At 46.2% G+C, this 23,295-nt stretch carries 13 protein-coding genes; 7 read left to right on the forward strand and 6 right to left on the reverse strand.

Annotation, left to right across the window (positions count from 1 at the left end):
• Window positions 1-2,505, forward strand: coding sequence for a tetratricopeptide repeat-containing sensor histidine kinase (locus HYN43_RS02920; RefSeq protein WP_119408028.1), 2,505 nt, complete (start codon window positions 1-3; stop codon window positions 2,503-2,505).
• 36 nt (window positions 2,506-2,541) lie between these two features.
• On the opposite strand, the gene HYN43_RS02925 is transcribed toward HYN43_RS02920, so the two are convergent.
• Both HYN43_RS02925 and HYN43_RS02930 read right to left on the reverse strand, forming a co-directional pair.
• Window positions 2,542-3,414 (reverse strand): NmrA family NAD(P)-binding protein, encoded by an 873-nt coding sequence (locus tag HYN43_RS02925; protein ID WP_119408029.1) that lies wholly within the window; start codon window positions 3,412-3,414, stop codon window positions 2,542-2,544.
• 26 nt (window positions 3,415-3,440) lie between these two features.
• The gene (locus tag HYN43_RS02930) at window positions 3,441-4,253 is read right to left on the reverse strand and encodes an alpha/beta fold hydrolase (protein ID WP_119408030.1); all 813 of its coding nucleotides are present in this window, start codon (window positions 4,251-4,253) and stop codon (window positions 3,441-3,443) included.
• Window positions 4,254-4,766: 513 nt separating this feature from the next.
• Here HYN43_RS02930 and HYN43_RS30585 point away from each other — a divergent pair.
• Complete coding sequence (locus tag HYN43_RS30585; RefSeq protein WP_205589856.1) at window positions 4,767-8,492, forward strand: sigma-54-dependent Fis family transcriptional regulator; 3,726 nt, start codon at window positions 4,767-4,769, stop codon at window positions 8,490-8,492.
• A gap of 64 nt (window positions 8,493-8,556) precedes the next feature.
• Here HYN43_RS30585 and HYN43_RS02940 read toward each other — a convergent pair whose 3' ends face one another.
• The 4 genes from HYN43_RS02940 to HYN43_RS02955 all read right to left on the reverse strand — a co-directional run bounded on the left by HYN43_RS02940 (window position 8,557) and on the right by HYN43_RS02955 (window position 13,290).
• The gene (locus HYN43_RS02940) at window positions 8,557-9,279 is read right to left on the reverse strand and encodes a hypothetical protein (protein WP_119408031.1); all 723 of its coding nucleotides are present in this window, start codon (window positions 9,277-9,279) and stop codon (window positions 8,557-8,559) included.
• 175 nt (window positions 9,280-9,454) lie between these two features.
• The gene (locus HYN43_RS02945) at window positions 9,455-9,919 is read right to left on the reverse strand and encodes a peroxiredoxin (RefSeq protein ID WP_119408032.1); all 465 of its coding nucleotides are present in this window, start codon (window positions 9,917-9,919) and stop codon (window positions 9,455-9,457) included.
• Window positions 9,920-9,943: 24 nt separating this feature from the next.
• The gene (locus tag HYN43_RS02950; protein ID WP_119408033.1) at window positions 9,944-10,822 is read right to left on the reverse strand and encodes an NmrA family NAD(P)-binding protein; all 879 of its coding nucleotides are present in this window, start codon (window positions 10,820-10,822) and stop codon (window positions 9,944-9,946) included.
• A 917-nt stretch (window positions 10,823-11,739) separates the two neighbouring features.
• On the reverse strand, window positions 11,740-13,290 hold the full coding sequence (locus HYN43_RS02955) for a DHA2 family efflux MFS transporter permease subunit (RefSeq protein ID WP_119408034.1): 1,551 nt from the start codon (window positions 13,288-13,290) through the stop codon (window positions 11,740-11,742).
• A gap of 566 nt (window positions 13,291-13,856) precedes the next feature.
• On the opposite strand from HYN43_RS02955, the gene HYN43_RS02960 reads away from it, so the two are divergent.
• From HYN43_RS02960 to HYN43_RS02980, 5 genes are all read left to right on the forward strand, one after another.
• A complete protein-coding gene (locus tag HYN43_RS02960) occupies window positions 13,857-16,169 on the forward strand; it encodes a tetratricopeptide repeat-containing sensor histidine kinase (protein WP_162996279.1) in 2,313 nt (770 codons plus the stop codon).
• 21 nt (window positions 16,170-16,190) lie between these two features.
• Entirely contained in the window at window positions 16,191-18,155 is a 1,965-nt protein-coding gene (locus HYN43_RS02965) for a sigma 54-interacting response regulator (protein ID WP_119408036.1), read from the forward strand.
• A gap of 62 nt (window positions 18,156-18,217) precedes the next feature.
• Entirely contained in the window at window positions 18,218-20,665 is a 2,448-nt protein-coding gene (locus tag HYN43_RS02970) for a histidine kinase dimerization/phosphoacceptor domain -containing protein (protein ID WP_119408037.1), read from the forward strand.
• Window positions 20,666-21,042: 377 nt separating this feature from the next.
• A complete protein-coding gene (locus HYN43_RS02975; protein WP_119408038.1) occupies window positions 21,043-21,912 on the forward strand; it encodes an NmrA family NAD(P)-binding protein in 870 nt (289 codons plus the stop codon).
• Window positions 21,913-22,282: 370 nt separating this feature from the next.
• Window positions 22,283-23,098, forward strand: a complete 816-nt coding sequence (locus HYN43_RS02980) for an alpha/beta fold hydrolase (protein WP_119408039.1) — start codon at window positions 22,283-22,285, stop codon at window positions 23,096-23,098.
• The last annotated feature ends 197 nt before the right edge of the window (window positions 23,099-23,295 follow it).

Raw genomic sequence — 23,295 nt, forward strand, 5'->3', positions numbered from 1 at the left:
ATGCAATGGGTTGATAACCGGCTTTTATCGGGTCTAACAGGATATAGCCTGTGCCGAATTGGCTTATCCGGGCTTTTTCTATTAGCTTCTTTGTTTGCCAGGGCGCAATATCGAGGTACCCCCGCGGCGCTGAATGCTGCCCGGATCCAGCTTTGTTCCGGTTTACTGACCGTGGCTAAAGATGCGGGGGTTGATCTGGACAGTACCCTGGTACTGGCCAGTCATGCGAGCCGGATCAGCCGGGTTCCGGTCATTATGGAAGATATGACCGGTGATTACGCGGCGGAAAGCCTGACGTGGATGGATAAAGGACAGCAAAAGGTTTTCGAGCAACGCATCGCAGGTGAAAAAGGAGAAGCACACGCGAAAGACATGCTTGCCCTGGGCGCTTACCTGGCGTTCAGCCCGGGTTTGAGCACTGTCCGGAATGATCAGGCCATTAATGTGCTGAATCAGGCGTTGAGAGAACTGGCGGCGTGTAAGCTGAGTCGCCTGTATGCGCAGGGGCTTATCTTAAAAGGTAAGTGCCTGATCAAAAAAGTGGATACGCTGGCTGGCGTACCATGCTTTGATATCATCAAAAGCGATCCGCGGTTCAGAAACGATAAAAGGCTGATGGCAAAAGCGCTGACCTACGAAGGTACGTATTATCCTTACCTGCCTTCTACGTCCCCGTTAAGGATCAAGTTTTTACAGGCGGCTGTGAAAATTTATCAGGAACTTAAGGATGAGATAAGCCAGGTGAACGTGCTTCAGAACATCGCTTATCTGAGTTTCGCGGCCGGTAAACCTGACCGGACGCTGGCAGCGGTTCAGCAGACTTTGGCTATTCAACATGAAATTAAATTTCCTTACACCCATTATTCAACCGATCTGCTATGTTTTCTTGCCTTTATCCGCGGAGATTATCCCAGGGCACTTTCTATAGCCGTCGAGTCCGTCAGGACCGCAGAAATGACTAAAGATAGTATAGGCCTGGCTTATTTCTACCTGCGGGTATCTGACGCCTATTGGGCAGCTGATGGCCACAGCGCTGAAAGTAACCTCTGGGCAAATAAAGCGTTACGGGGATTTATGAAATACGGCGGTGACGCCAGTCTTTACAGGGTTCTTGGTAACATGGATTTGGTACATTACAGCTACGGAAGCAGTAAAAAGCTGCTCCGGCTGTTAAATGGGATGATGAAAAGCTATCCACCGAGGAATACCATACAGCGACAGGACCTTTACAGCGTTTTTGGTTCCTGTTACGAAGAGATCGGTGATTTCAGAAATGCCGAAAAGTACTATCTGAGCGCAGTAGCGCTTGCCGATAGTAACGATTTTTCGACAGCGAACCGTTTCCGAGGGTATGTATACATCTCTATTGGTAATTTTTATATTCATAGGAAAAATTATTCCAGGGCCAGATCTTATTTTATCAGTTACCTGACAGGGAAACCAGGAAGGGGCGCTGAGTGGGCTTACCGGCTTGATGCCTATCATTCACTGTTTCGGATCGATTCAGCACAAGGCAAATTCGATGCCATGAAAAATTTGTATCAGTTTTTCAGATTGCGTGACAGCATATATACGGGTCAGAAAAATAAAGCATTTGAAGAATTAAATGTGAGGTATCATACATTGCAGAAGCAGAAAGACCTCGACATGTACCGGTCGAAAAGTCTGCTTCAGCAACAGGAGGCCAGGGCTTCCCGACGGAACATGTATATCGGCTTTGCCGCTCTTTTGATCGTTATATTATTTATACTGGCGCGCTTTATCAGCAAGCAGAAAAGCAACCGCCTCTTAAGTCTTCAGAAAGAAGAGATCGACAAAAAAAACCATCTGCTGGAAACTATCGTTCGGGAAAAAGATGAGCTGCTGGTCTCTAAAGAATGGCTGCTTAAGGAGGTGCACCACCGGGTAAAAAATAATTTGCAGCTGGTAATGAGCCTTTTAAATTCGCAGACCAATTACCTGAAGGACGAGGCGGCGATGAAGGCGGTGCTGGAAAGCAGGCACCGGGTGCTGGCCATGTCCCTGATCCATCAGACCTTATACAGTTCTGAAAATGTTTCAAGCATCGAGATGGGCAATTATATCCGGACGGTCGTTGAGCAGTTGCAGGAAAGTTATGAGACAAGGGGACATATTTATATCGAGTTGCAGATCGAGCAATTGCGCCTCGACGTCAGCCTGGCTGTCCCGGTTGGCCTGATATTGAACGAGTTGGTTACGAACGCGATAAAGCATGCTTTCGAACTCAGGGACGCCAACCGGATTGTAGTATCCTTTTTTAAGTCGGCCGAGGAGGAGATCACGCTGATCGTTGCAGATAACGGGAAAGGCATCCCCGGTGACCTGGACACCTCAACCACAGGCTCATTCGGAATAACGCTGATCAATGGTCTCACCGAAGATTTAAACGGGAACTTTTCACTGGAGAATCTTGCTGGAACAACTGCTACACTGGTATTTCGATATGAAGATGTATTCAGCAGGGCGTCGTTATCGGAACTTTAAAAGAGGAGGGGGATATGAATTCCCCCTCTTCTTTTATCAGTTAAACAGGTTTATGTTCTGCCTGATATAATCCCTGATCGAGAGCGGCTTTCTGCCGGTGATTTTTTCAATATTGTCATTCATCCCATTTGAAAAGCCCTCGTTGAAGTCTTTCGTTATGCCTTCAGCATGCTGGATAAAATAAGGTGTGAACTGATTGGCTTTTAAAACTTCGCCAAACGACCCGGCATCCATCGGAACATAACTGATGGTCTTGCCCAATTCTTCCGAAAGGATTTGACTAACTTCCAATTGCGTAAGTTCCTCCGGACCGTAAAGTTCATAGGTTTGTCCTAAGTGCCCTTCAGGTTGCGCTATCACGGTGGAAATAACGCGGCCGGTGTCTTCCCCGGCAACCATCGCGTATCTCGCTTCCGTAAAGGGTGTAAGTAAACGGTTGTTGTGTTTGATCTCCGCAGAAAAATACTGCAACCATTCGGCGAAGAGTGTAGGACGCAGGTGAGTCACCGGAATGCCACTGTAGTCGAACAGTCTTTCCGAAATCCAATGGTTCTGGGCACCATGACTGGGCGACTCCCGGCGGGATGTCCGCTGGGACATATTGACGATATGTCCAACTTTTGCTTCAATGGCGGCCTGAATGAAGTAAGCGGTCGCATCCAGGATGCCGGGTACCTGGATCGGGTACACAAAATAGGCCGATGTGATGCCTTGCAATGCCTGGGTCATCGCATCCAGGTCGGTCAGGTCCCCCTCGACGATCTCCGCGCCAAGGTTTTTCAGTTGATCCGAGCGTTCATCCTGTTTGTGTACTAAAGCACGGACAGGAATTTGCTGTGCAAGTAAATTCGCAGTCGCATTTTTACCGGTAGCACCGGTAGCGCCGGTTATTAAAACTTTCTTTTCCATTACTTAAATTTTAAAGTGTTGTATAATTACTGAGCGATTTTAAGAAGCAGGCCGGTCAGTTTGTCGGGCATGGATAAGAATGGCGTGTGGCTGCTGTCGAGGGAATAGGTTTCACTCAGGCCGTTCGCGCTGACCATTTGTTTCTGCACATCGATGCTGATCACGTGATCCTGGAGGGTATGTATATATGCTTTTTTCACTTTGCCAAAATTGTCGGCGGTTAGTACGGCAGAATTGGTAAAAGGAATTGCGGGCTCTGGTTTGTAGTTTTTCATGACCAGCGCCTGAGTTGCCGGTGATGAATCCGCACAGAAAATATTGATGATGTTTTCATGTTTGACATCCAGTGTTAGCTTGTCAGCGGAGGGGATCAATGAAGGGCCGAGCAATGACTTGGCATCTGTCGATGCGATAGCCAGCAGTGATTGCCCGTTAGCGGGTAAATAGGCGCCCACATAGATCAGTTTTTCGATTTTATCGGGATTTGCCTCTGCTACGACCGATATGATCATGCCGGCAAGACTGTGCCCTACCAGGATTACCTTACCTTCGGCACTGTTAACGGCCTCAGCAACTTTGTTTTTGTATACGTCAAGGCTGAGATTCTGTGGGGCCGTTGTATCGCTGCCATGCCCGGGAAGCTCAACGACAATGACTTTAGCGCCGGCTTTCTTCAGTGATTTGGTAACGTTTTCCCATGCATAAGGTGCCATCCAGGCGCCATGAACAAGCACGAATGTTTTGTTTGTTTTTGTTTTCAGGGGGAGGGTCTTTTTGGCTGCAGAAGCACCAAAGATTACTGAAATAGTTAACAGTAAGATTAAAGCTGTAGTTTTCATTTTAAATCAATTTTAACGGCGGTTTGTCTGAATGCCGTGTATTGGATTGGGCTATTTTGATGCCATTGGTTAAGTTGTTGATAGTTAGATCTTTGTGTTTTATTGTGATAGGTGTTGATTACGATATATCATATTTGTGCAAATGAAGCAATGATATCCCGTACCAGATGGGCCTGCAGGCTCATCCTGACTATGACACATAATCACAGGATCGAATAACAGGAAGGACAGCTCTCCAAGGAAAATTACGATATATCAATATTCATGAAGATGTTTTCCTGCTTTCGTCCCAGGAAATTCTAATGCATCACGTTATATCGTTTTTAGTTTGTTTATTTACGAAATAAAGTAATTTGCATGCTGTTTTATTTAAATTTGTATCTGTATATCAATTAATTATGAGTTGGAACGATATTCGCATATAAACTGTTTTTCGGAGCGGATTTAAATCAGCTGGCTTAACCCAATTGATATCCGATATTTTTATTAAGCAGTCAAAATGGAGATCCTTGAATGAAAAGATTTGATACAGGTGAGATTATGCCGGGGACCGCATTGCTGAACGGACCATACAGTAACCTGCTGAGCGCGGCGATCCGTCGTATTTTAAATGTTACGAGCAAACAGGAGCTTAAGCTGGTCATCGAAAATGCGCTCCGGGAATCCCTTCAGTTTAATTCCTATCTGCTGTTAAAGAGAAATTCAGCGCATACCGCCTTTGAAACCTATTTGTCCGATGACGCCTTGCAGGATGCCAGGCTGCATCTGCCAGTTAATGACCCTTTTATTGAAAGTTTAAAGCAGGGGCCGGGAATCCGGTTTGTTTCTGCAGGAGACATCAGGCACTCGTTTCAGTTTTCGTCGAAATCAAAAACGCTTTCAGCGGTACCTGCCGCCGATCTGGCTGTGGTTAACCTCTTTGAAGGCGAGGTGCTCACCGATATCATGCTCTTTTTTGCAGAACATGCCGGCGTGCTTCCGGCTAAGGATAAGGAAATCAGGGCTTTGTTACCTGTCCTGACGAGCTGCATGAAAATCGTGTCGCTGACAGATGATAATCGGCGTCTCGACTATGAAAAGGAAATTCTCCTGGCACTGCTCGATGATATTAATGGGATAAAAGACAAGCAGACACTGTTGGCGACGATTTATGAAAGGTTGAAGTTTCTGATCCCGTTCAATGATATCTGGATTACCTGTATCAATTCGGATAAGAAAACCTACCGTTTTTTGGATAGTCACTTTGATGAGAAGCGTCGTGACCTCCCGGCGCTAAGCCGCTTTGCTTCCGCGGAATATTCGCTCACCAACCGGATGATCAGTATTCTGTCGTCACAATCGAACCCGGTCAGGTTTGGTGCTGAGGTGTTAACCGATATCGGAAACCCGGGTGAGATCTCCGGGGTTTTTCAGGAGACAGGCGTAAACCAATTCCTGGCGATGCCGCTTAAGGACGGCAAAACCAGTTTTGGCGGGATTTACCTCGCTACGGAGTCAAACGTGCTTTTTACAGATCATCAGTTGAGGATTCTACGGACCATGGCCGGCCGTTTGTCGCTTGCCATAACCGGAATGCAGCTTGCAGAAAATCTGAAAGAAAAAGAAGCTGAAAAATCTGCCCTGCTGGCACTGAGCGGGGAAATAGCCAATATCCGCGATCAGAAACAGTTGCTGGAGATTGTAAAGGGCACCATCAAAAGGCTGATCCCATTCAATGATATTTCCGTGACCCTGTACGATTTCAAAAAGAAAACGCATTACGGGTATCTGGTATCCTGCGAGGCCCGGCGGACCGAGCATCCTGAATTTATGGAAGCGTCCAAGGTGCACTCGCCGATCAATGATTCCGTAGTCGACCAGACACTAGCGAGTGATAAACCTGTAATTTTTCGGGTCAATGAACTGATCAGGTTACCAAATCCGTCCAGGTATATCGATTTCTATCACAAAACAGGGATAGTTGAATTTGTCGGGACATCCATGTATAACAAAGACGGGATTTTTGGCGGCCTTTATATTTTTGCCGAACAATATAACACATATCATCCCAAACAATTTGATCTGATACAGGGGATAGCCAACCAGCTTGCGGTCACCATATCCAATATACTTGCTTACGAAGAGCTGCTGAGCAAGGAAGAAGAGAAAGGCATCCTGCTCGCCGTCAGCAACGATCTGGCCAGCATCAAAAACAAGTCGGATCTGTTAAAAGTGCTTCACAATCACCTGAAATCAATCTTTTATTTCGATCATGCCTTGATCGCCTTGTGCGACAACGCCAGGAAGGTGTACTATGGTTATGTATTCGATCCGAATTCCAAATGCCTTGGACATCCCGATTATCAGAATGTATGTGAGATGGAGTATAGTATGGACGATACGATCATACATGCCGTTCTGACCTCTGACAGACCCAAGGTATTTGATATAGCCAATGTGATCCTTCAAAATGACTGCCCGGCATATATGCATATGAATTATGATTCGGGAATGCGGGAGGTTGTATTCGCACAGCTGCATTCCGGGAACAACCTGATCGGGTTCCTGATGCTCATGTCTGACATCAAAAACAGTTTCAGCCTCCAGCAGCTTGAACTGATCCGGGGTTTGTCTTATCAGATGTCCAACGCCGTTGCCAACATCGTCGCTGACGAAAAGATCCGGGAAAAAGACAATGAAAAATCGATCCTGTTATCCATGAGCAATGACCTGGCGGGCGTACGGATGACAACAGACCTGTATAAGGTATTGGACCAGCGGTTACGCAGCCTTTTCAGTTACAGCCATTTTATGCTGGCCAGGGTAACGGAGGACGGGAATTCCCTATCCGCTATGATCCTCGATCCCAGGTCTAAAAATAAGATTCACCCAGATTACCAGGACTTCGTATCTACCAAAATTCCGATTAATGACGGGTTCTTCAACGTTGCGTTTGAAACCGGCCGGCCGGTACTTTATCATTTGGGGGATATCATCAACAGGACTGATCTGCCCGGTCATGTGAGGATGAGCTACAGCAGCGGGATTAAAGAAATGATATTGATCGGCCTGAGCAACGGACAAAGAAGAACCGGCATGCTGGGTATCTTTACTGAAGAGTCAAACAAAATAAAGGCAGAGCACATCAATCTTCTTCATGGTATCTCCTCCCAGTTAGCTACCGGGGTTGCCAATATTCTCGCCAATGAGAAAATAGAACAGCAGGTGCTGGAAATTTCCAATTTTAAAAAACAGCTTGAAGTGGAGAACCTTTATCTTCAGGAAGAGATACAGACCACGAATAACTATAGCGAAATCGTAGGCAACAGTACAGCGCTCCGCGATGTTTTCCGATTGGTTTCCAGCGTTGCGCCTACCAGCAGCTCTGTATTGATACTGGGGGAAACCGGTACAGGTAAGGAACTGGTCGCACGTGCCATTCATAATTCTTCTCCGAGGAAAGGCAAGCTCATGGTGAAAGTGAATTGCGCCACATTGCCGGCCAACCTGATCGAAAGTGAACTTTTTGGTCATGAAAAAGGGAGTTTCACCGGGGCTACGGATAAGCGGATCGGGAAATTCGAGCTGGCGAACAACAGTACTTTGTTTCTGGATGAAATCGGGGAAATGCCGCTGGAATTACAGGTGAAACTTTTACGTGCGCTGCAGGAGAAGGAAATTGAACGGGTTGGCGGCCGGACGGTAATTAAAACAGACGTGCGGATCATCGCTGCTACCAACCGGGACCTGGAAAAGGAAGTTTCCCTTGGTAATTTCCGTAGTGACCTGTTTTTCAGGCTTAATGTTTTTCCGGTTTTTATTCCTCCTTTAAGAGAACGGAGAGAGGATATCCCCCTTTTAGCGGCCCACTTTTTAGCAAAGCATTCAAAAAAAGCAGGCAAGAAAGTGATCGGTTTCTCTGCTAAAGTGATCAAAGCCCTGGGTGCATACAGCTGGCCTGGTAATGTCCGGGAGCTGGAGCACCTGATAGAAAGAAGTATATTGCTGACCTCGCAGCAGCTGATCACCCAGCTGCAGCTTCCCTCAGCGGAAAAAGACGGATTGGAATCATATTTGGCTACAGGGGACTTCAGGACGATCGATGATGTGGAGCGGGAGCATATCATGTATGTGCTGAATGCCTGCAAAGGAAAGGTGGCTGGTCCCGGGGGGGCGGCCGAAGCGCTTAAAATTCCTTCGACCACGCTCAATTCCAAGATGAAGCGCCTCGGAATAAAAAAAGAGTATCTGCAGGAATAAGATAGGCTGATTAAACCAAGGCTGCAAGTCCGGGCTGTTTGTCCGGACTTGCAGCCTTGACGTTTTAAGCTGACGGAAGTTCATGCTTCCCGATCAGTCTTCTCAGGGATACAATGTGGCCGAACAGCACCAATGGTACGATGAATGTAGGCAACCAGACAAAAGGGAATACAAGAATTGCCACGTTAGGCTGGTCAAAAGCAAATTTCTGAACAGGTAATGGTGCCGATAGCAGCGCTTTGGTTACTACATTGATTAAAAGCAACAGGCAGATAATATTCCAGATCAGCAGCAGGTTGCGTTTAAATGGCTTCTTCGAAAACACCAGGTACGCGATCAGGGGGGCGCTAAGACCGGAAAAGATGTCAAAGTTCCCACCTTCAAAAGTCATTAAACGGGGGATTGCTTTGTTGAGGAAAAGCGCGAAAAGCATTAGTTCTACAGCGATCCTGACCATGTTTAAATAAGTGATTTCTTTTAAAGGCAGGCTGTCCATAAAACGTCTGCCGTTTGTGGTAGCCATCAGGATAATGATCAGCAGGATTCCGGGCCATATCCCCAGTACGAAAAGTTTAGGCGGAAAACTTTGCAGATTTGAGCTGTAAATGTCCAGGCCCGCGAGAATTCCCTGTACGGCCAGCCAAAGCAACATCAGCAGATAAACGATGCGTTTTGTTTTGTCGCTCAGAAACGTTGATTTCTTTAAGATCACGATATAGGCCAGAAAGGTTGCGACGGTTGTCAGGCCAAAAGCGATGGCCAGGTAACCAGGGAGGTGTAAGTTCATTTCGTTGTGTTTGAAGTTTGATGTTAGATCATGGCATTGTTTTCAATAAAGAGGCCATATTTTAAGTAACTTGTAATCAATGTATTGTAATATTATTTAATTTGATATGTTACTTTATATCGTAATTGAGCATCGCTGCGCTGATATAAAGTAACATGTCTTTTTTCTAGCGCAGTTAGGCGCTTACCGGTTCTTCATTCAGAAATTGCAAAACTTTTTGCGGATGTGCCTCGCCGTTAAGAAAAGCCCTGAACTTAAAGGCGATCGTTCCGTCTGTTCCGGTAACAAAGGTTTCTCTTCCTTTCAGGAAAAGCCATGGTTTAACTCCGAATGCAGCCCTGACTTTATTGTCCGGGTCACTCAGCAGCAGAAAGGGCAGGCGGTTTTTCTCGGCGAATTTCCGGTGGCTGTCTACGCTTCCTTCATTAATCCCGACAACCAGGGCGCCGCTTTCTATGAAGTCAGTAAAGCTGTCCCTGAAAGCGCAGGCTTCAGCCGTGCATACAGCGCTTTCATCTTTCGGATAAAAATAAATAACCAGTTTCTGATGCTGAAGGTGGTCGCTGATATTAAACAGATGGCCATATTGATCGAGTAGTGAAAATTCGGGAACGTTATCCCCGGTCTCTAAAGTTTTCATTATTATATGCTTAAATTGTCATTATTAAAAAAGTTCAATATTCTTGGCGATAAATTCGCGGAAGGAAAGCGGTTTGCTGCCGGTGATCTCTTCCACAAAATTGTTATGTCCTGCCATTTCGCCTGACCTGAACATATCTCCGATGGCCGCGATATGCTGAATATTGAAAGCAGTATTGTAGGGTGAATTGCTGGACCTGATGATATCTGAAAAGGCCTCCGGTTCAACAGGCAGATAATTAATTTCTCTGCCTAAAACCTCAGATAAAATAGAGGCTACTTCCGGCTGTGTCAGTTCGTCCGGTCCGTAAAGCGGGTATGTTTTACCTGCATGACCTTCCGGGTTCGCCAAGATGGCCGCGCCAACCCGGCCGATATCCTCGCTGTTGATCGAAGCGTATTTCGAACCGGCACCAAATGGTGAGATCAGCAGGTTGTTTTCTTTGATAGCTTGTGCGAAATAAGCAGGCCATTCCATGAACAAGGTTGGCTGCAGATGGGTTACCGGTACCCCGGAACGATCAAGCAGGCGTTCAGCTACCCAATGCGCCTGCGCGGAATGGCTCGGCGCATCTTTAAGCGCAGTCCGTTGTGATACGTTTACGATAAGCTTAACGCCCGCTTCTTTAGCCGCTTCAGCGAACAAAGCGGTTGCTTCCAGAAGACCGGGCGCTACCGGATATACGAAATAAGTGCTTTCTACTCCATGTAACGCGGCCCTCAGTGAGTCAAAATCGCCAAAATCACCAATAACGATTTCCGCGCCCAATGCAGCCAGTGCTGCCGAGCGTTCATCATGCTGACGCACCATTGCCCTTACAGGTATATCCAATTTCAATAAACGTTTTGCAGCAAAGTTGCCTGTTACACCGGCAGCACCGGTTACTAATACTTTATTTTTCATGATCTTAAAATTTATAAGAAGTGGTTAAAAATTCCAGGTCCTGATCTCTCAACCGCTTCGCTGATTCTCTTTGCCCAGTCTCCCTGTTATAACGTTGTCCTGAACTTCATAGAACGGACATACTTCATTGAATGGGAAATTATACCAGCAAACCGAATGATGTTTGAAAGCGGTTTTAAATTAAAACCGGTACAAATATAGTTAACTGATTTTAATTTGCAACTGCTTTTAAAATAAAATCAATTTTTTATCGAAAATCTTAGATTATTATGGCAAACCTGTGCTGTCTTGGATAGCATTATGTAGTATGCTCGTTGCTATATTGCTGGTAGTCAGTTTTTTTTTGAGTTAATGGATTTCGTCTGCTTGCACTGCCTGAACATAGAGAAACTGAAAGGGTTGCTTTGTTAGTACGCTCAGAAGGACGCAGGCGGATTCAATTGAAAGACATTTTTGTGATGGTTACAGTTACGAAGGGCTGTTTTATCGAAGATGATTTATTTACGCCTTTAACGGAGCAGGTAAAAAAAATGTTGGTGGGGTAAATGTCAGATCGTTCCTGTTGGGTTGCTATCAGCGTGCCTGTGTCCGGAAATTGCCCGTTGTTCTGGTTAAATTATGAAAAGGACCTTTCACTGGTAGTGCCGGATACAAAGGTTTCAGATAGAGCGCGCAGCTATCTGTTAAAAGGACATTTGCTTGATTTTCAATATGTCCATCTCACAAAGGTTTTTGAATGATATTTTACTGGGATCCCAGGTGATGGACATAGCTTTGGGTTACCGGCTACGGAACCTTTATTAATGTCGGTCTTTTGCTCCCCCGGCCACCGTGAACCGCCCGCTACGGAAATTTAGGTGCGGTTCACAGCTCCAAGGCAAGGCCGGCTGATTGGGGATAGGGAGACGCTTTATAATCTAATGATCCGAAATGATGATATTCCCCGCCTTGCGTTTGACCTGATCTGCCACCAGGAGGAGCAATGGTAATGCCAGGACAAATATCAGCCCCAGGAGCAGAAACGCATTATCATAGCTCAGTAAGTTAGATTGCCTGACAACAACCTGATCAACCAGCTTTAGTGCTTTTCGCTGCGCATCCAGAATCCCGAACCCTTTGGCCTGAAAGTAACTGGTATAACTCTGGAGCCTGAGCTGCGTCTGTGGATCCGTCGCCGTAATATGTGACAGCAAATCAACCCTGTGAGAGGCAACCCTCCTGGCAAGATAAGTATTGAATATCGAAATGCCGAATGATCCCCCGAGCTGACGCATCATGTTGTTGAGCGCCGCGCCTTGCGGTATTTCCTTGTCAGCTAGGGAGGAGACCGCGAGGGCGGTCAGCGGTACCGTGAGTAATGCCAGGCCGACAGCCCTGAAAATTAGGGTAAAGGTAATTTCACCGGCGGAAGTGTCCAGGGTGAGGCCTGACATCCGCCAGTTAAAATAGATAAATAAAGCAAAACCTGCAATGATAATATAGATTGGTGACAGGCCTTTCTGCAATAACCTAGCGGAAATTATAAGCCCGAAAATGGCGATTACTGCACCGGGTAATAACAGGAGCCCGGTTTGTGAAGGCGTGAAACCCAGTAAGCGCTGCGCAACCACCGGCGTCAGGTAGACCGAAGTGAACAGGCCGAGCCCTGTCACGAAGGTGAGGATTGCAGCAACGCTCAGCGTCTTGCTCTTCAGTACGCGAAGATTAACAACGGGGGCTTCGATATGTAATTCCCAAAGTACAAAAATGGTCAGGCAGATAATCGCGGTCACGGTCAGCCAGATAATGTAGCTTGCCGAAAACCAGTCATCGGTTTCCCCTCGTTCCAGTACGGTCTGTAAAGATCCTATACCGACCGCCAGCAAGCAGATGCCTGTCCAGTCAACCTTTTTGACGGTTTGCCTGACGGCTGGTTCTGACAGCAGAAAATAACAGGAGATAGCTGCCAGAGCCCCGAGCGGTACATTGATATAAAAGATCCAGGGCCAGGAATAATTCTCCGTAATAAAACCGCCCAGTGTGGGGCCTATGGTCGGGCCGACAAAAACACCCACACCGAACAGCGCGCTGGCGACACCCTGTTTTTCTTTAGGGAACAATTCAAAGACCACGACCTGGGACACCGACAACAGCGCCCCTCCGCCCAGTCCCTGGATAAATCTAAAAAAAACCAGCGTCCAGATATTACCGGCCTGGCCGCACATCAGCGAGCAAAAGGTGAAAAGAATGATCGAACCGATATAATAGTTCCGGCGCCCCAGCTTGGTGGTCAGGAAGCTGGTGATCGGTATAATGATCACGTTCGCGATAGCGTAGGAAGTGATCACCCACGAGGTATCTTCCAGGGTCGAGCCAAGATTACCGCTCATGTAATTCAGCGCGACGTTCACAATGGATGTATCGATCAGTTCCATGATAGCTGCAAGTATCACGGTGAAAATTAAAAGGTTTCGTTTGAAAGGGCTCATGGCATGGTGGAGTTAAAGCGTGTTTTCTATATCTGCCAAATCGATGCCTTTATATAATCTGCTGTAGTTTAGTTTGTTATCTCGTTTTGTATGGTGGCTTGTGACGTTATTTCGTAATTCAACTGATAAATCCTCCGCTTAAGCAGGTTGTTATGCGCCCTGAATTGACCTTTCTGTTATCAAATTGCTTGACGGGACATCAGCTTCATGTTCGGATGGCTTCGCGTTAAATTGATAATTTTTTAGAGGGTTGACTGGAAGGCACACAAGAGCTTCAGTTTTCAGAAAAAAAATTGGGTACCCGGCATATTGATATAGGTCATTCCTGTATGAACGACCATCTTCCCTGCTGCGAACCTAAGTTCAGACCCGTTTTCCGGTAAACGGAAATTAATGCTCTACAGGGTATATGAACGATGATACTTTATATCACAATCTGGGTTGTTTTTTTACGAAATAAAGTATTTAAAGCTTTGTTTTTTTTATTTAACTATCTGTAAGAAAGCTATTTAAAAGGTGGCACGTCATTGGCGATTTTCTGACTGATGACAGCGTGTGGAAAAGTAATGTTAGCGGTAATCTTAGGGATTATGTTTTCAGGTGTTTGGGACTTGAAAGCCCAGTCATCCTATGAACCCGGCATCAGGGAGCTGAAAGGACAACTGGGCCATTTAAAAAGAGATACTGCAAAATTTAACGTTCTACTGTTGCTGAGCCGTTCTTACCTTTTTAAACCTGAAAAGTCTTCCCGTGATGCTGATTCTGCACTGATGTACCTGAACGAGGCGGCAGTGCTGAACGGGGAACTTAGGGACAGGCGTGGATCAGGACGTATTGTGTTACTTCAGGCCATGATCTATAATTATCAGGGATTGGTGGATAAAGGACTGCAGTCTTCAGAGGCCGCCCTGAAAATATTTACAGATCTTAGGCTGAAAGCCGATATCGCTGAAGCCCAGATCATCATCGGGCAGCATTACAACAACGATGAACCCGGCCTGTCCAGGAAAATCGGATATTATCAAAAAGCCGTCCGGTTGTTCGAAGAAGCCGGCTACAAAAACAGGATGGCGACAACATTGAAAGATCTTGCCGATTTTCAAATGATCGCCAATCAAAGTACAGAGGCCCTGAAAAACCTGAGAGCCGCTGTCTCCATTTACCTGTCGACAGGATATAGGGATATGCAGGGGGTGTACGACCTCCTGGGCTTTAATCTGGCCAGAATGGGAGACTACGTCGATGCCCTTAAGTTTGGCTTGCTGGCAGTGAAAACGGCAGAGGCGGTAAATGACACTTCTTTACAGTTAGGTACGATATATTATCGTACGTCGTTCGCCTGCTACATGACCCGGCAATATGCTTCTGCAGATATCTACGTGAACAAAGCGCTTAAGGTAGCCGCTAAATACAAAGACACTTCCGCGATGGTTATCATGACCCTGAATAAAGGCTATTTTTTAATGAAGATGGCAAAGTTTAAAGAAGTAATACCGCTTATCGCAGAACTGAACCGCCTCGGGGCGGCCACCAGAAGTCCGGGGGCTCCGGTGGAAATGGCTTATCTATCAATGACTGATTACCTTTATCTGAAACAGTATGATAAGGCCCGGATACACTTTGAGCGGCTCAGATCTTTATCCGCCGATCCTGGTATTCAGGGCGAAATTCACGAAAAGGCACTTAGGGGGATGATCAGCTATTACCAGTTTACAGGTCGTTATGCTGAATCGTATGCTTTTATCGCGGAACATCAGCGATTCTGTAAGGCAAATGGTTACCGGATTTTTATGCCGCAGGAAGAACTCTGGCTTTTCAAGGCTGATTCGGCTCTGGGGAATTACGTGTCAGCCATCAAACACTACCAGGCCTTCAAAAAGGTCGATGATTCCATATTGATGGAAAAAAATACCCGCCAGACCGCCCTGCTTAACATTCAGTACGAATCAGAAAAGAAGGACAAGGATATCCTCTCAAAAACCAAAGATATCAGGTATCTGAAAAAACAATCACAGTTGCAGCAGATCAGGCTGGAGCAGCAAAAGTCGATCAAAAATATAATCATATGCGGCAGCGGCATGCTGATGCTTATTCTGATCATCGGTTACAACCGTTTTCGTCTGAAACAGCGCAATAATCTCCTGTTGCAGGCCCAGCAAACGGAGATCAACGAACAAAATATTACGCTGAAAAATTTTAACGCCAGGCAGTCCTCCCTTTTAAATGAAAAAGAGTGGCTGTTAAGGGAAGTTCATCACCGGGTGAAGAATAACCTTCAGGTAACCATGAGCCTATTGAATATCCAATCCTCTTATCTCGACAATGAGCAGGCGCTCCATGCGATCCAGGATAGCCAGCGCCGCATTCATGCAATGTCCCTCATTCACCAGAAGCTCTATCAGTCGGATACGCCTACTGAAATCGACATGTCCGTCTATATCCCTGAGCTGGTTAAATATTTAAAGGAGTGCTTCGGTATAGAATCGGATATACGGTTTGTATTTGATGTTGTTCCGGTAACACTTGATGTAGCCCAGGCCATACCCCTTGGCCTCATACTTAACGAAGCAATTACGAACGCCATCAAATATGCATTTAAGAACGGACAGCTCGGAACGATCGTCATTTTAATGAAGATAGAAATGCCGGATCATATCAGGCTTTCCATCGCAGATAACGGAATCGGGTTGCCACCGGATTTCGATCCGGATGCTTCAAATTCGCTGGGGATGAATTTAATGAGAGGACTTTCCGCGCAGATTGACGGTCAAATGCATATCGAACGGTACCAGGGAACGAGGGTCAATATCGTGTTTCGCGATTTTCGATCCCTCCAGGTGCAGCCTGACCACGAAAAAAACGAATTAACAACAGCATAACGACAACTATCCAAAAAAAATATGAAAATGAACGGAAAGATACTTATTGTGGAAGACGAATTCATCATCGCTGAAGATCTTCGCAAGATACTGGAGAAGGCCGGGTATGAAATCAGCGGGATTGCGCCTTCGGTGCCCAAGGCGCTTGAGATTATTAAACTCAAGAGGCCTGCCTGGGTCTTTGTCGACATCCAGCTGACCGGTAAATTAACTGGGCTTGACCTCGCTGCATCATTGAACGAAATGGAAATTCCGTTCATTTATGTTTCGGCAAACTCTAACCAGGGCGTACTTGAACTAGCCAAAGCGACTAAACCCTATGGTTTTATGGTAAAGCCTTTTCGCGAAAAGGATGTGTTGGTTGCGCTCGATATCGCAATTTACCGGCACGAGAATAACCTGGAATCCAAATTGGTAAAGGAGGTGGCTCTTCAGGGCGAAGTACTGCAGATCCTGGAGAGCCGTAATGACTGGCAGACAAAAATCATGGCGATCTTAGCCTCTTTTCACAACCATATACCATTTGACTATTTCGCAGTATGCTGGGATGACGAAAATAGGGGTAACAATGGAATGGCTTATTTAAAAGAAGATGGCGACATCTTCCAATTTTTGTCCATAGAGCAACTCGCCTCGAGGATCGGAAAAACAAGAGAAGATTTGTTAACTGCCAAATCCAAGGGGATTGTTCCGAAGGATGCAATTTTCTACGGCGGACCTGACTTTGAGCAGATGCTCGATCAAAACCCTTTCAGGAAATTAATCAGCAGGGAGTTCGAATTAGGATCCATACTGTTGCAGCCCGTATCACTCCCGGTAAGCGGCAAGCTTTTATTTTCGTTTTACAACCGGGACGGCAAAGCTTACAAGCAGGAGCATGTCGCGTGGCTGGAACGACTACAGCTATTACTGATACAGATCGGCGATAAGTTGCTGAGCCACCAGCAAAGCCCTGAAATTCCCAACCCGATGATCGCTGATCCGCGGGAGGCAGTGGAAGAACCGGTGATTGAAATCATAGACAGGAGCGAGGAGTTGGGTTTGGTCGGCTCCAGTGAGGCCTTCGATAAAATTAAAGAGCAGCTGAAAGTGGTTGCTCCATTCGATATTTCTGTACTCATTTTGGGAGAAAGCGGGACGGGAAAAGAAAGGGTCGCCCAAGCGATTCACCGTATTTCTGACAGGAGGACCAAACCGCTGGTTAAAGTAAACTGCGGTGCAATACCTGCCGCGTTGATGGAATCCGAGCTTTTCGGACATGAGAAGGGGGCTTTCACCAGCGCGGTTAACAGGCGGATCGGAAAATTTGAAGAAGCGATCGGCGGAACGATATTTCTCGATGAGATCGGCGAACTTCCCTTGGATCTCCAGGTCAAACTGCTTTGCGTTCTGCAGGAGAAGGAGATTGTCAGGGTAGGCGGTAGTCAGGTGATCAAAACCGATGTTCGGGTGATCGCCGCGACCAACCGCAACCTTGAAAAGGAGGTAGCAGAGGGCCGTTTCAGGCTGGATTTGTATTACCGGCTTAACGTTTTTCCGCTCACACTGCCGCCCCTGCGCAGGAGGAAAGAAGATATCGCAGCTTTGTCTGCCTATTTCCTTAAAGCACTGTCAAAAAAAATGGGAAAAACCGTTACCTCTATGTCTGAACAGGTGGGTTATGCATTGCAGGCCTACGAATGGCCCGGTAATATCAGGGAGTTGGAAAACATCCTCGAACGCGGTATTCTCCTGTCGGCAGGCTCTGTATTAACGCATGTGGATCTTCCTGAGAAAACCTTGCAGGATGCCGCCGCCGCCGGCGGAGGAGAGCAAGGGGTGAAAACTTATAAAGAGATGGAAAAGGAGTATATTTTTTCGGTTCTGAAAAAATGCGGAGGCCGTATTGGCGGTCCGGGAGGAGCGGCTGAAATGCTCGATCTCGCACCGACAACGCTCATTTCAAAAATGAACAAGTTAGGTATCGTAAAAAAATTTACCACTTAAGGCCGGAATAAATTTACCGGCATTTTACTTATTATTAGCTTATCATTTCTTGTCCTGTCGGAATGAAACGGAAAAGAATTCTGGTTATCCTATTGTCCCTGCTGACGTCCTGGCAAAGCGCCTTTAGCCAGAATAACCAGGCAGGGAAGATCGCCGTGCTGTATAACCTGCTGCGCAAAAGCAGAGCTGATACTGTTCGGGTCGGCATGTTGCTGGAACTGGGAAGGCTTTATCTGGACAGCGGGAGGGGCGACAAAGATCTCGACAGCGCTTCCTATGTTGTGGGGCAGGCAAGCATGCTGAGTAGGAAACTGGGATATCAGATCGGTCATGGCCGGTCGTTGCTAACGTCTGCATTGGTTCTGATAAAGAAAAACAGGAACCAGCACGCACTGCTCCTGTGCCGGGAGGCGCTCCATTGCTTTCTTCAAAGCAGTGATCTGAAAGATGCCGGTGAAGCATATATCATTATCGGACAACGGTATGGGAACCTGGCACCGGATATAGGAATCAAGATCGAAAATTTTAAAAAAGCAGCCGATGCTTTTCTTAAATCTGATGCAATAAAACGTGCGGGTGACGCTAACAAAGATATAGGCGAAACCTTGTTGCTCGTTGACAAAGGCGAAGATGCACTGCCATACCTTCGAACGTCAATTAATCTTTACCAGTCTATCCATTATCGAGAGATTGGGACCGCTTACCATCTTATTGCTATGGCCTTAAGTAAAACAGGCGACTTCGTAAGTGAATTAAAGTACAGCCTTCTCGCGATCGCAAGCATCGAGGCGACCGGTGACAGGACTTCACCGGTTTTGAGGAACATCCTATACGGTACAGGAATGGCCTATTACAGAATCCTGAACTATGAAAAGGCCCACATCTATCTGGCCAAGGCCAGGGAGTTGGCCTATATGCAAAAGGATACTCCTGCAATGACGGAAATCACGTTCAATATGGGGAGATCCCAGTTGCATGGCGGAAAATTTAAGGACGCCATATCCCTGATCAAAAGTATGGAACAACTGGGGGATACTACGTCGACTATCGAGTTCGTGGTCAATATAGCCGGTGAACTTAGGAAAGGGAGCGATACCGATAGTAAAAAACTAGCGCATTCTATCCTCCGCGGGCTTGATAAATACCGGAAATCTAAACAGGATGCCGGTATTCGCGAGAAATTGGCATCTGTTGAATTACATACCAGTCTTGACTTGATGGACGTTAGGGGCGCTGCCCATTTTTATCGACAGCTTGTTGACATCCTTTCCGTCAAAGAGTTGGTGCTGACGGACAGGCTCGATGCGCTGAACGGTATCATCCGGTATAATAATATCACGGGACAAAACAAGGTGGCGCTGGCCGCGATCAAAACTTACAGGGATCTTTGCAAAGCGAACAACCTGAAAACTTTTAATAAGGAATATGAATTCTGGCTGTTTAAAACCGATTCAGTGATCGGCAATTACCTTTCAGCGATCAGACACTATCAAAATTATAAAAGGGGGGAGGATTCCTTGCTGAATGAATTAAACAGCAGGCAGATCTCCGTGCTGAACATCCAGTTCGAGACCGAAAAAAAGGATAAAGATATTTCGCTTAAGAACCGGAATATCCGGTTACTCGGACGTCAGTCCGCACTGCAGCGAACTACCTTGAAGCAGGAAAACGTCAAAAGAAATCTGACCATTGCCGCCGCAGTTATGCTGCTGGCGGCGCTGGGGGTCGGCTATAACCGTTACCAGCTTAAGCAGGAAAGTAACGTCTTGTTAAAGGCCCGGCAACTCGAAATCGATAAACAGCACCAAAACTTGCTGAGCTCAGCGAAAAATCTCACGCAGTTACTGAAAGAAAAAGAATGGCTGCTGCGGGAGATTCATCATCGGGTCAAAAATAATCTCCAGGTGACCATGAGCCTGTTAAATATGCAATCCTTCTACATTACAAATCATCAGGCACAGGAAGCGATTGGTGCCAGCAAACGCAGGATGTATGCGATATCGCTTATTCACCAGCAACTGTATCAGTCCGAAGCTCTTTGTAATATCAATATCGGTGCCTACGTGACTGAATTGTGCGGCTATCTGTTGGATAATCTCGGAGAGGAAAGGAAAATCAGGTTCGCATTCGCTGTCACTAACCTGGAAATTGATGTGGCGCAGGCTGTACCGCTTGGCCTGCTCATTAACGAAGCGATAACGAATAGCCTGATACACGCTTTTATGTTGAAAAAGGAGGGGCTGATCAGCATACGGGCCTATCATGAGAATGAGGGAAGTATTACCGTGGAGATAACCGACGACGGAGATGGTTTGCCGGCCGGGTTCAATTGGGGGACTGCCCAGAGCCTGGGCATAAATCTGATGCGGGGGCTTGCCGGCCAGTTAGACGGGAATCTGCACATTATTTCAGAGCAGGGAACTACGATCAAAATTACATTTAACCGGATTAATGAACTGGTTAACGAATTTGCAGAAGTACAACAGGAGCCGGCCTTTGCTCATGAATAATTTGGCAGACATGGTCATCATGTAAGCAGGTCGAAAGACAGGGAAATCTACACCTCCATACTTTATATCATATTTATGATGTTGAAATATGATATAAAGTAAGTATTATCATATCTTTTTTTCGATAATATTCTGTTTTGTAAGTATTTATAACTGTGGTATTATATTGGTATTGTTCTTAGGAAGATTTTCCGTCCGGTGTGATCTAAAAATGCTGTCATCATATCCGGTATCCTGCCGCTGTCAGCCTTAGTTTATCCGGAAATCATACAGGTTGCAGGATAACCGGCGGGAACGGGAACCATTATAAACAAGCAGAACTAACGAAAGTCATCGGTATCGGTGAAATTATTCTTAGTAACCATACAATATTGTATATGGACGCTAAAATTTTGATAACGGGTGCTACCGGCATAAGCGGTGAAAACACAATAGAACGACTGCTGCAGTTACAGGAGCCGGTGAGGGCTATGGTGCGCAAAGCTGATAGCCGGACTGACGCGCTTGCCGGTCGTGGGGTGGAAATCGTGGAAGGCGACATGTCGGATTTTGATTCGGTCAGTGCTGCACTGAAAGGTATTGAATATGCCTATTTTACCTATCCGGTCCACTTAGCCGGATTACTGGAAGCATCCGCATATTTTGCGCAGGCAGCACTGGAGGAAAATGTCAGCCTGATTGTAAATTTATCACATCGTAGCGCCAGAAGGATGGCGCGAAGCCGGAGCTCAAGGGATCATTGGTTCGCAGAACGGATTTTCGACCGGTCAGGCGTACCGGTGACTCATCTGAGACCGACGTTATTCTCCGAATGGCTAGCCTTTTTTTCAGATGAGATAAAAACAAGATCAAGGCTCGCTTTCCCTTTTAAAAATACATTTTACGCTCCGCTGGCTGGTGAAGATATCGGACGGGTAATTGCATCTATTCTTTTAAACCCGGAGGGCCACAAAGGGCAGATCTATCCGCTTTTCGGTCCCGTTGAATTATCACATTTTGAGATGGCAGATATTTTATCTGCAACCCTCAACAGAACTATTCACTTCGAAACGGTAGATGAGCCCGAATTCATCAGCGTTATGGAACGGGCTCGCTGTACCCCACATTTCATAAGGCATATGTGCGCGATGACATATGATATTCAGGATGGTATGTTGTCCGGAACAAGTGACTGGGTGGAAAGGATTACGGGGAGAAAGCCAATGTCACTGAAAGATTTTGTTAAAAAAAACAGTAACCTTTTTTAGTGAGCTCCCGTTTCCTGATGGCAGGAAAAAAATGCTGTCTTCAACACGGACCGGAAGTTATTTGCCCTTGGCATTTCAGGAATCGCGACGCGTGCAGCCCGTAATCTATCTTTTGCGCTTAATTTCTTTGACGACCGCTCTGGAATGTCTGACAGGGCTAATTACCTTTTAACTGATGTATTTCGGTGTTACTCCTTTGCTGATTTATGATATAAAGTAGCTGTATGTCGCGCTGTTGTCTCGTAAGTTCTTGATAGTTAAAATGTTGCTGATCGGCATCGGATTGGCAATATGGAGGCAGCGCCTATGAGGGCATTAGCCGGGACAGCGCAGGCAGATATTGAGTTATTAATTACTAAAAATCAAAACGATGAAAAATTTATTAGCAGCTGTTTTTTGTGCAGCAATTGTAGCGTTTACTTTTACGGGTTGTTCGAAGGACGATAACGTGCCACCCGTTAATTCCAAAACTTTCGTAATCGTTCATGGGGCCTGGTCGGCACCTTACGCGTGGCAATCGGTTAAAGCCAAACTGGAAGCTGAAGGGCAAAAAGTGGTGATTGTCCAGCTGGCGGGACACGGCTCAGATAACACGACTGCGTTTAACACCATTCACCTGAACACCTACCGTGACCAGGTGGTGCATGTAATCGACAGCCTGAATACCAAAGTGATTCTTTGCGGCCACAGCATGGGGGGCATGGTCATTACGCAGGTTGCGGAAAAAATTCCGTCGAAGATCGAGAAAATGGTCTATGTTAATGCATTTTTGCCGGTTAACAACCAGACCTTGCTGGACTTGGCAAATACCGACGGAGGTTCACTTCTTGGCCAGAAGCTCATACAGATTCAGGATGGAGTTATACTGGACGTTCCGCACGATCTGATTACGGATATCTTCGTTCAGGATGGTTCTGATGCGGTAAAAAATTTAGTTATAAGCAATTATCGCACTGAGCCAGGAATGCCGTTTGGTGAACCTGCAACTATTACCAAAGCCAACTACGGATCGGTAGACAAATACTATATTCATACCCTGCAGGACCATGCCATTACTTATAACCTGCAACAGCGTATGGTTGCCGCGGCCGGTATCAAAAAAACCTACACCTTAAATACAAGCCATTCACCGTTTTTGGCAAAACCAGACTCCTTGTCAATTATCTTAGAGAAAATCGCTAAATAACTTTCCTGGAGGATGATGCCGGAATGGGCTGCCCTTTTTGATGGGCAGCCCATTTTTGTTTTACCGTTTAATATCAGCTGATCGGTATCTGATAATTGACAGGTTATCGTCAGGGGGAAATGCCCGGTTACGACGCTCTGCCGCGTAATGGCAGGAAAGATATGGGTATTTATTCCTTAACCACAGTAAAAGGCAGG

The organism is Mucilaginibacter celer (assembly GCF_003576455.2).
In the GTDB taxonomy this organism is placed as follows: Bacteria; Bacteroidota; Bacteroidia; order Sphingobacteriales; family Sphingobacteriaceae; genus Mucilaginibacter; species Mucilaginibacter celer.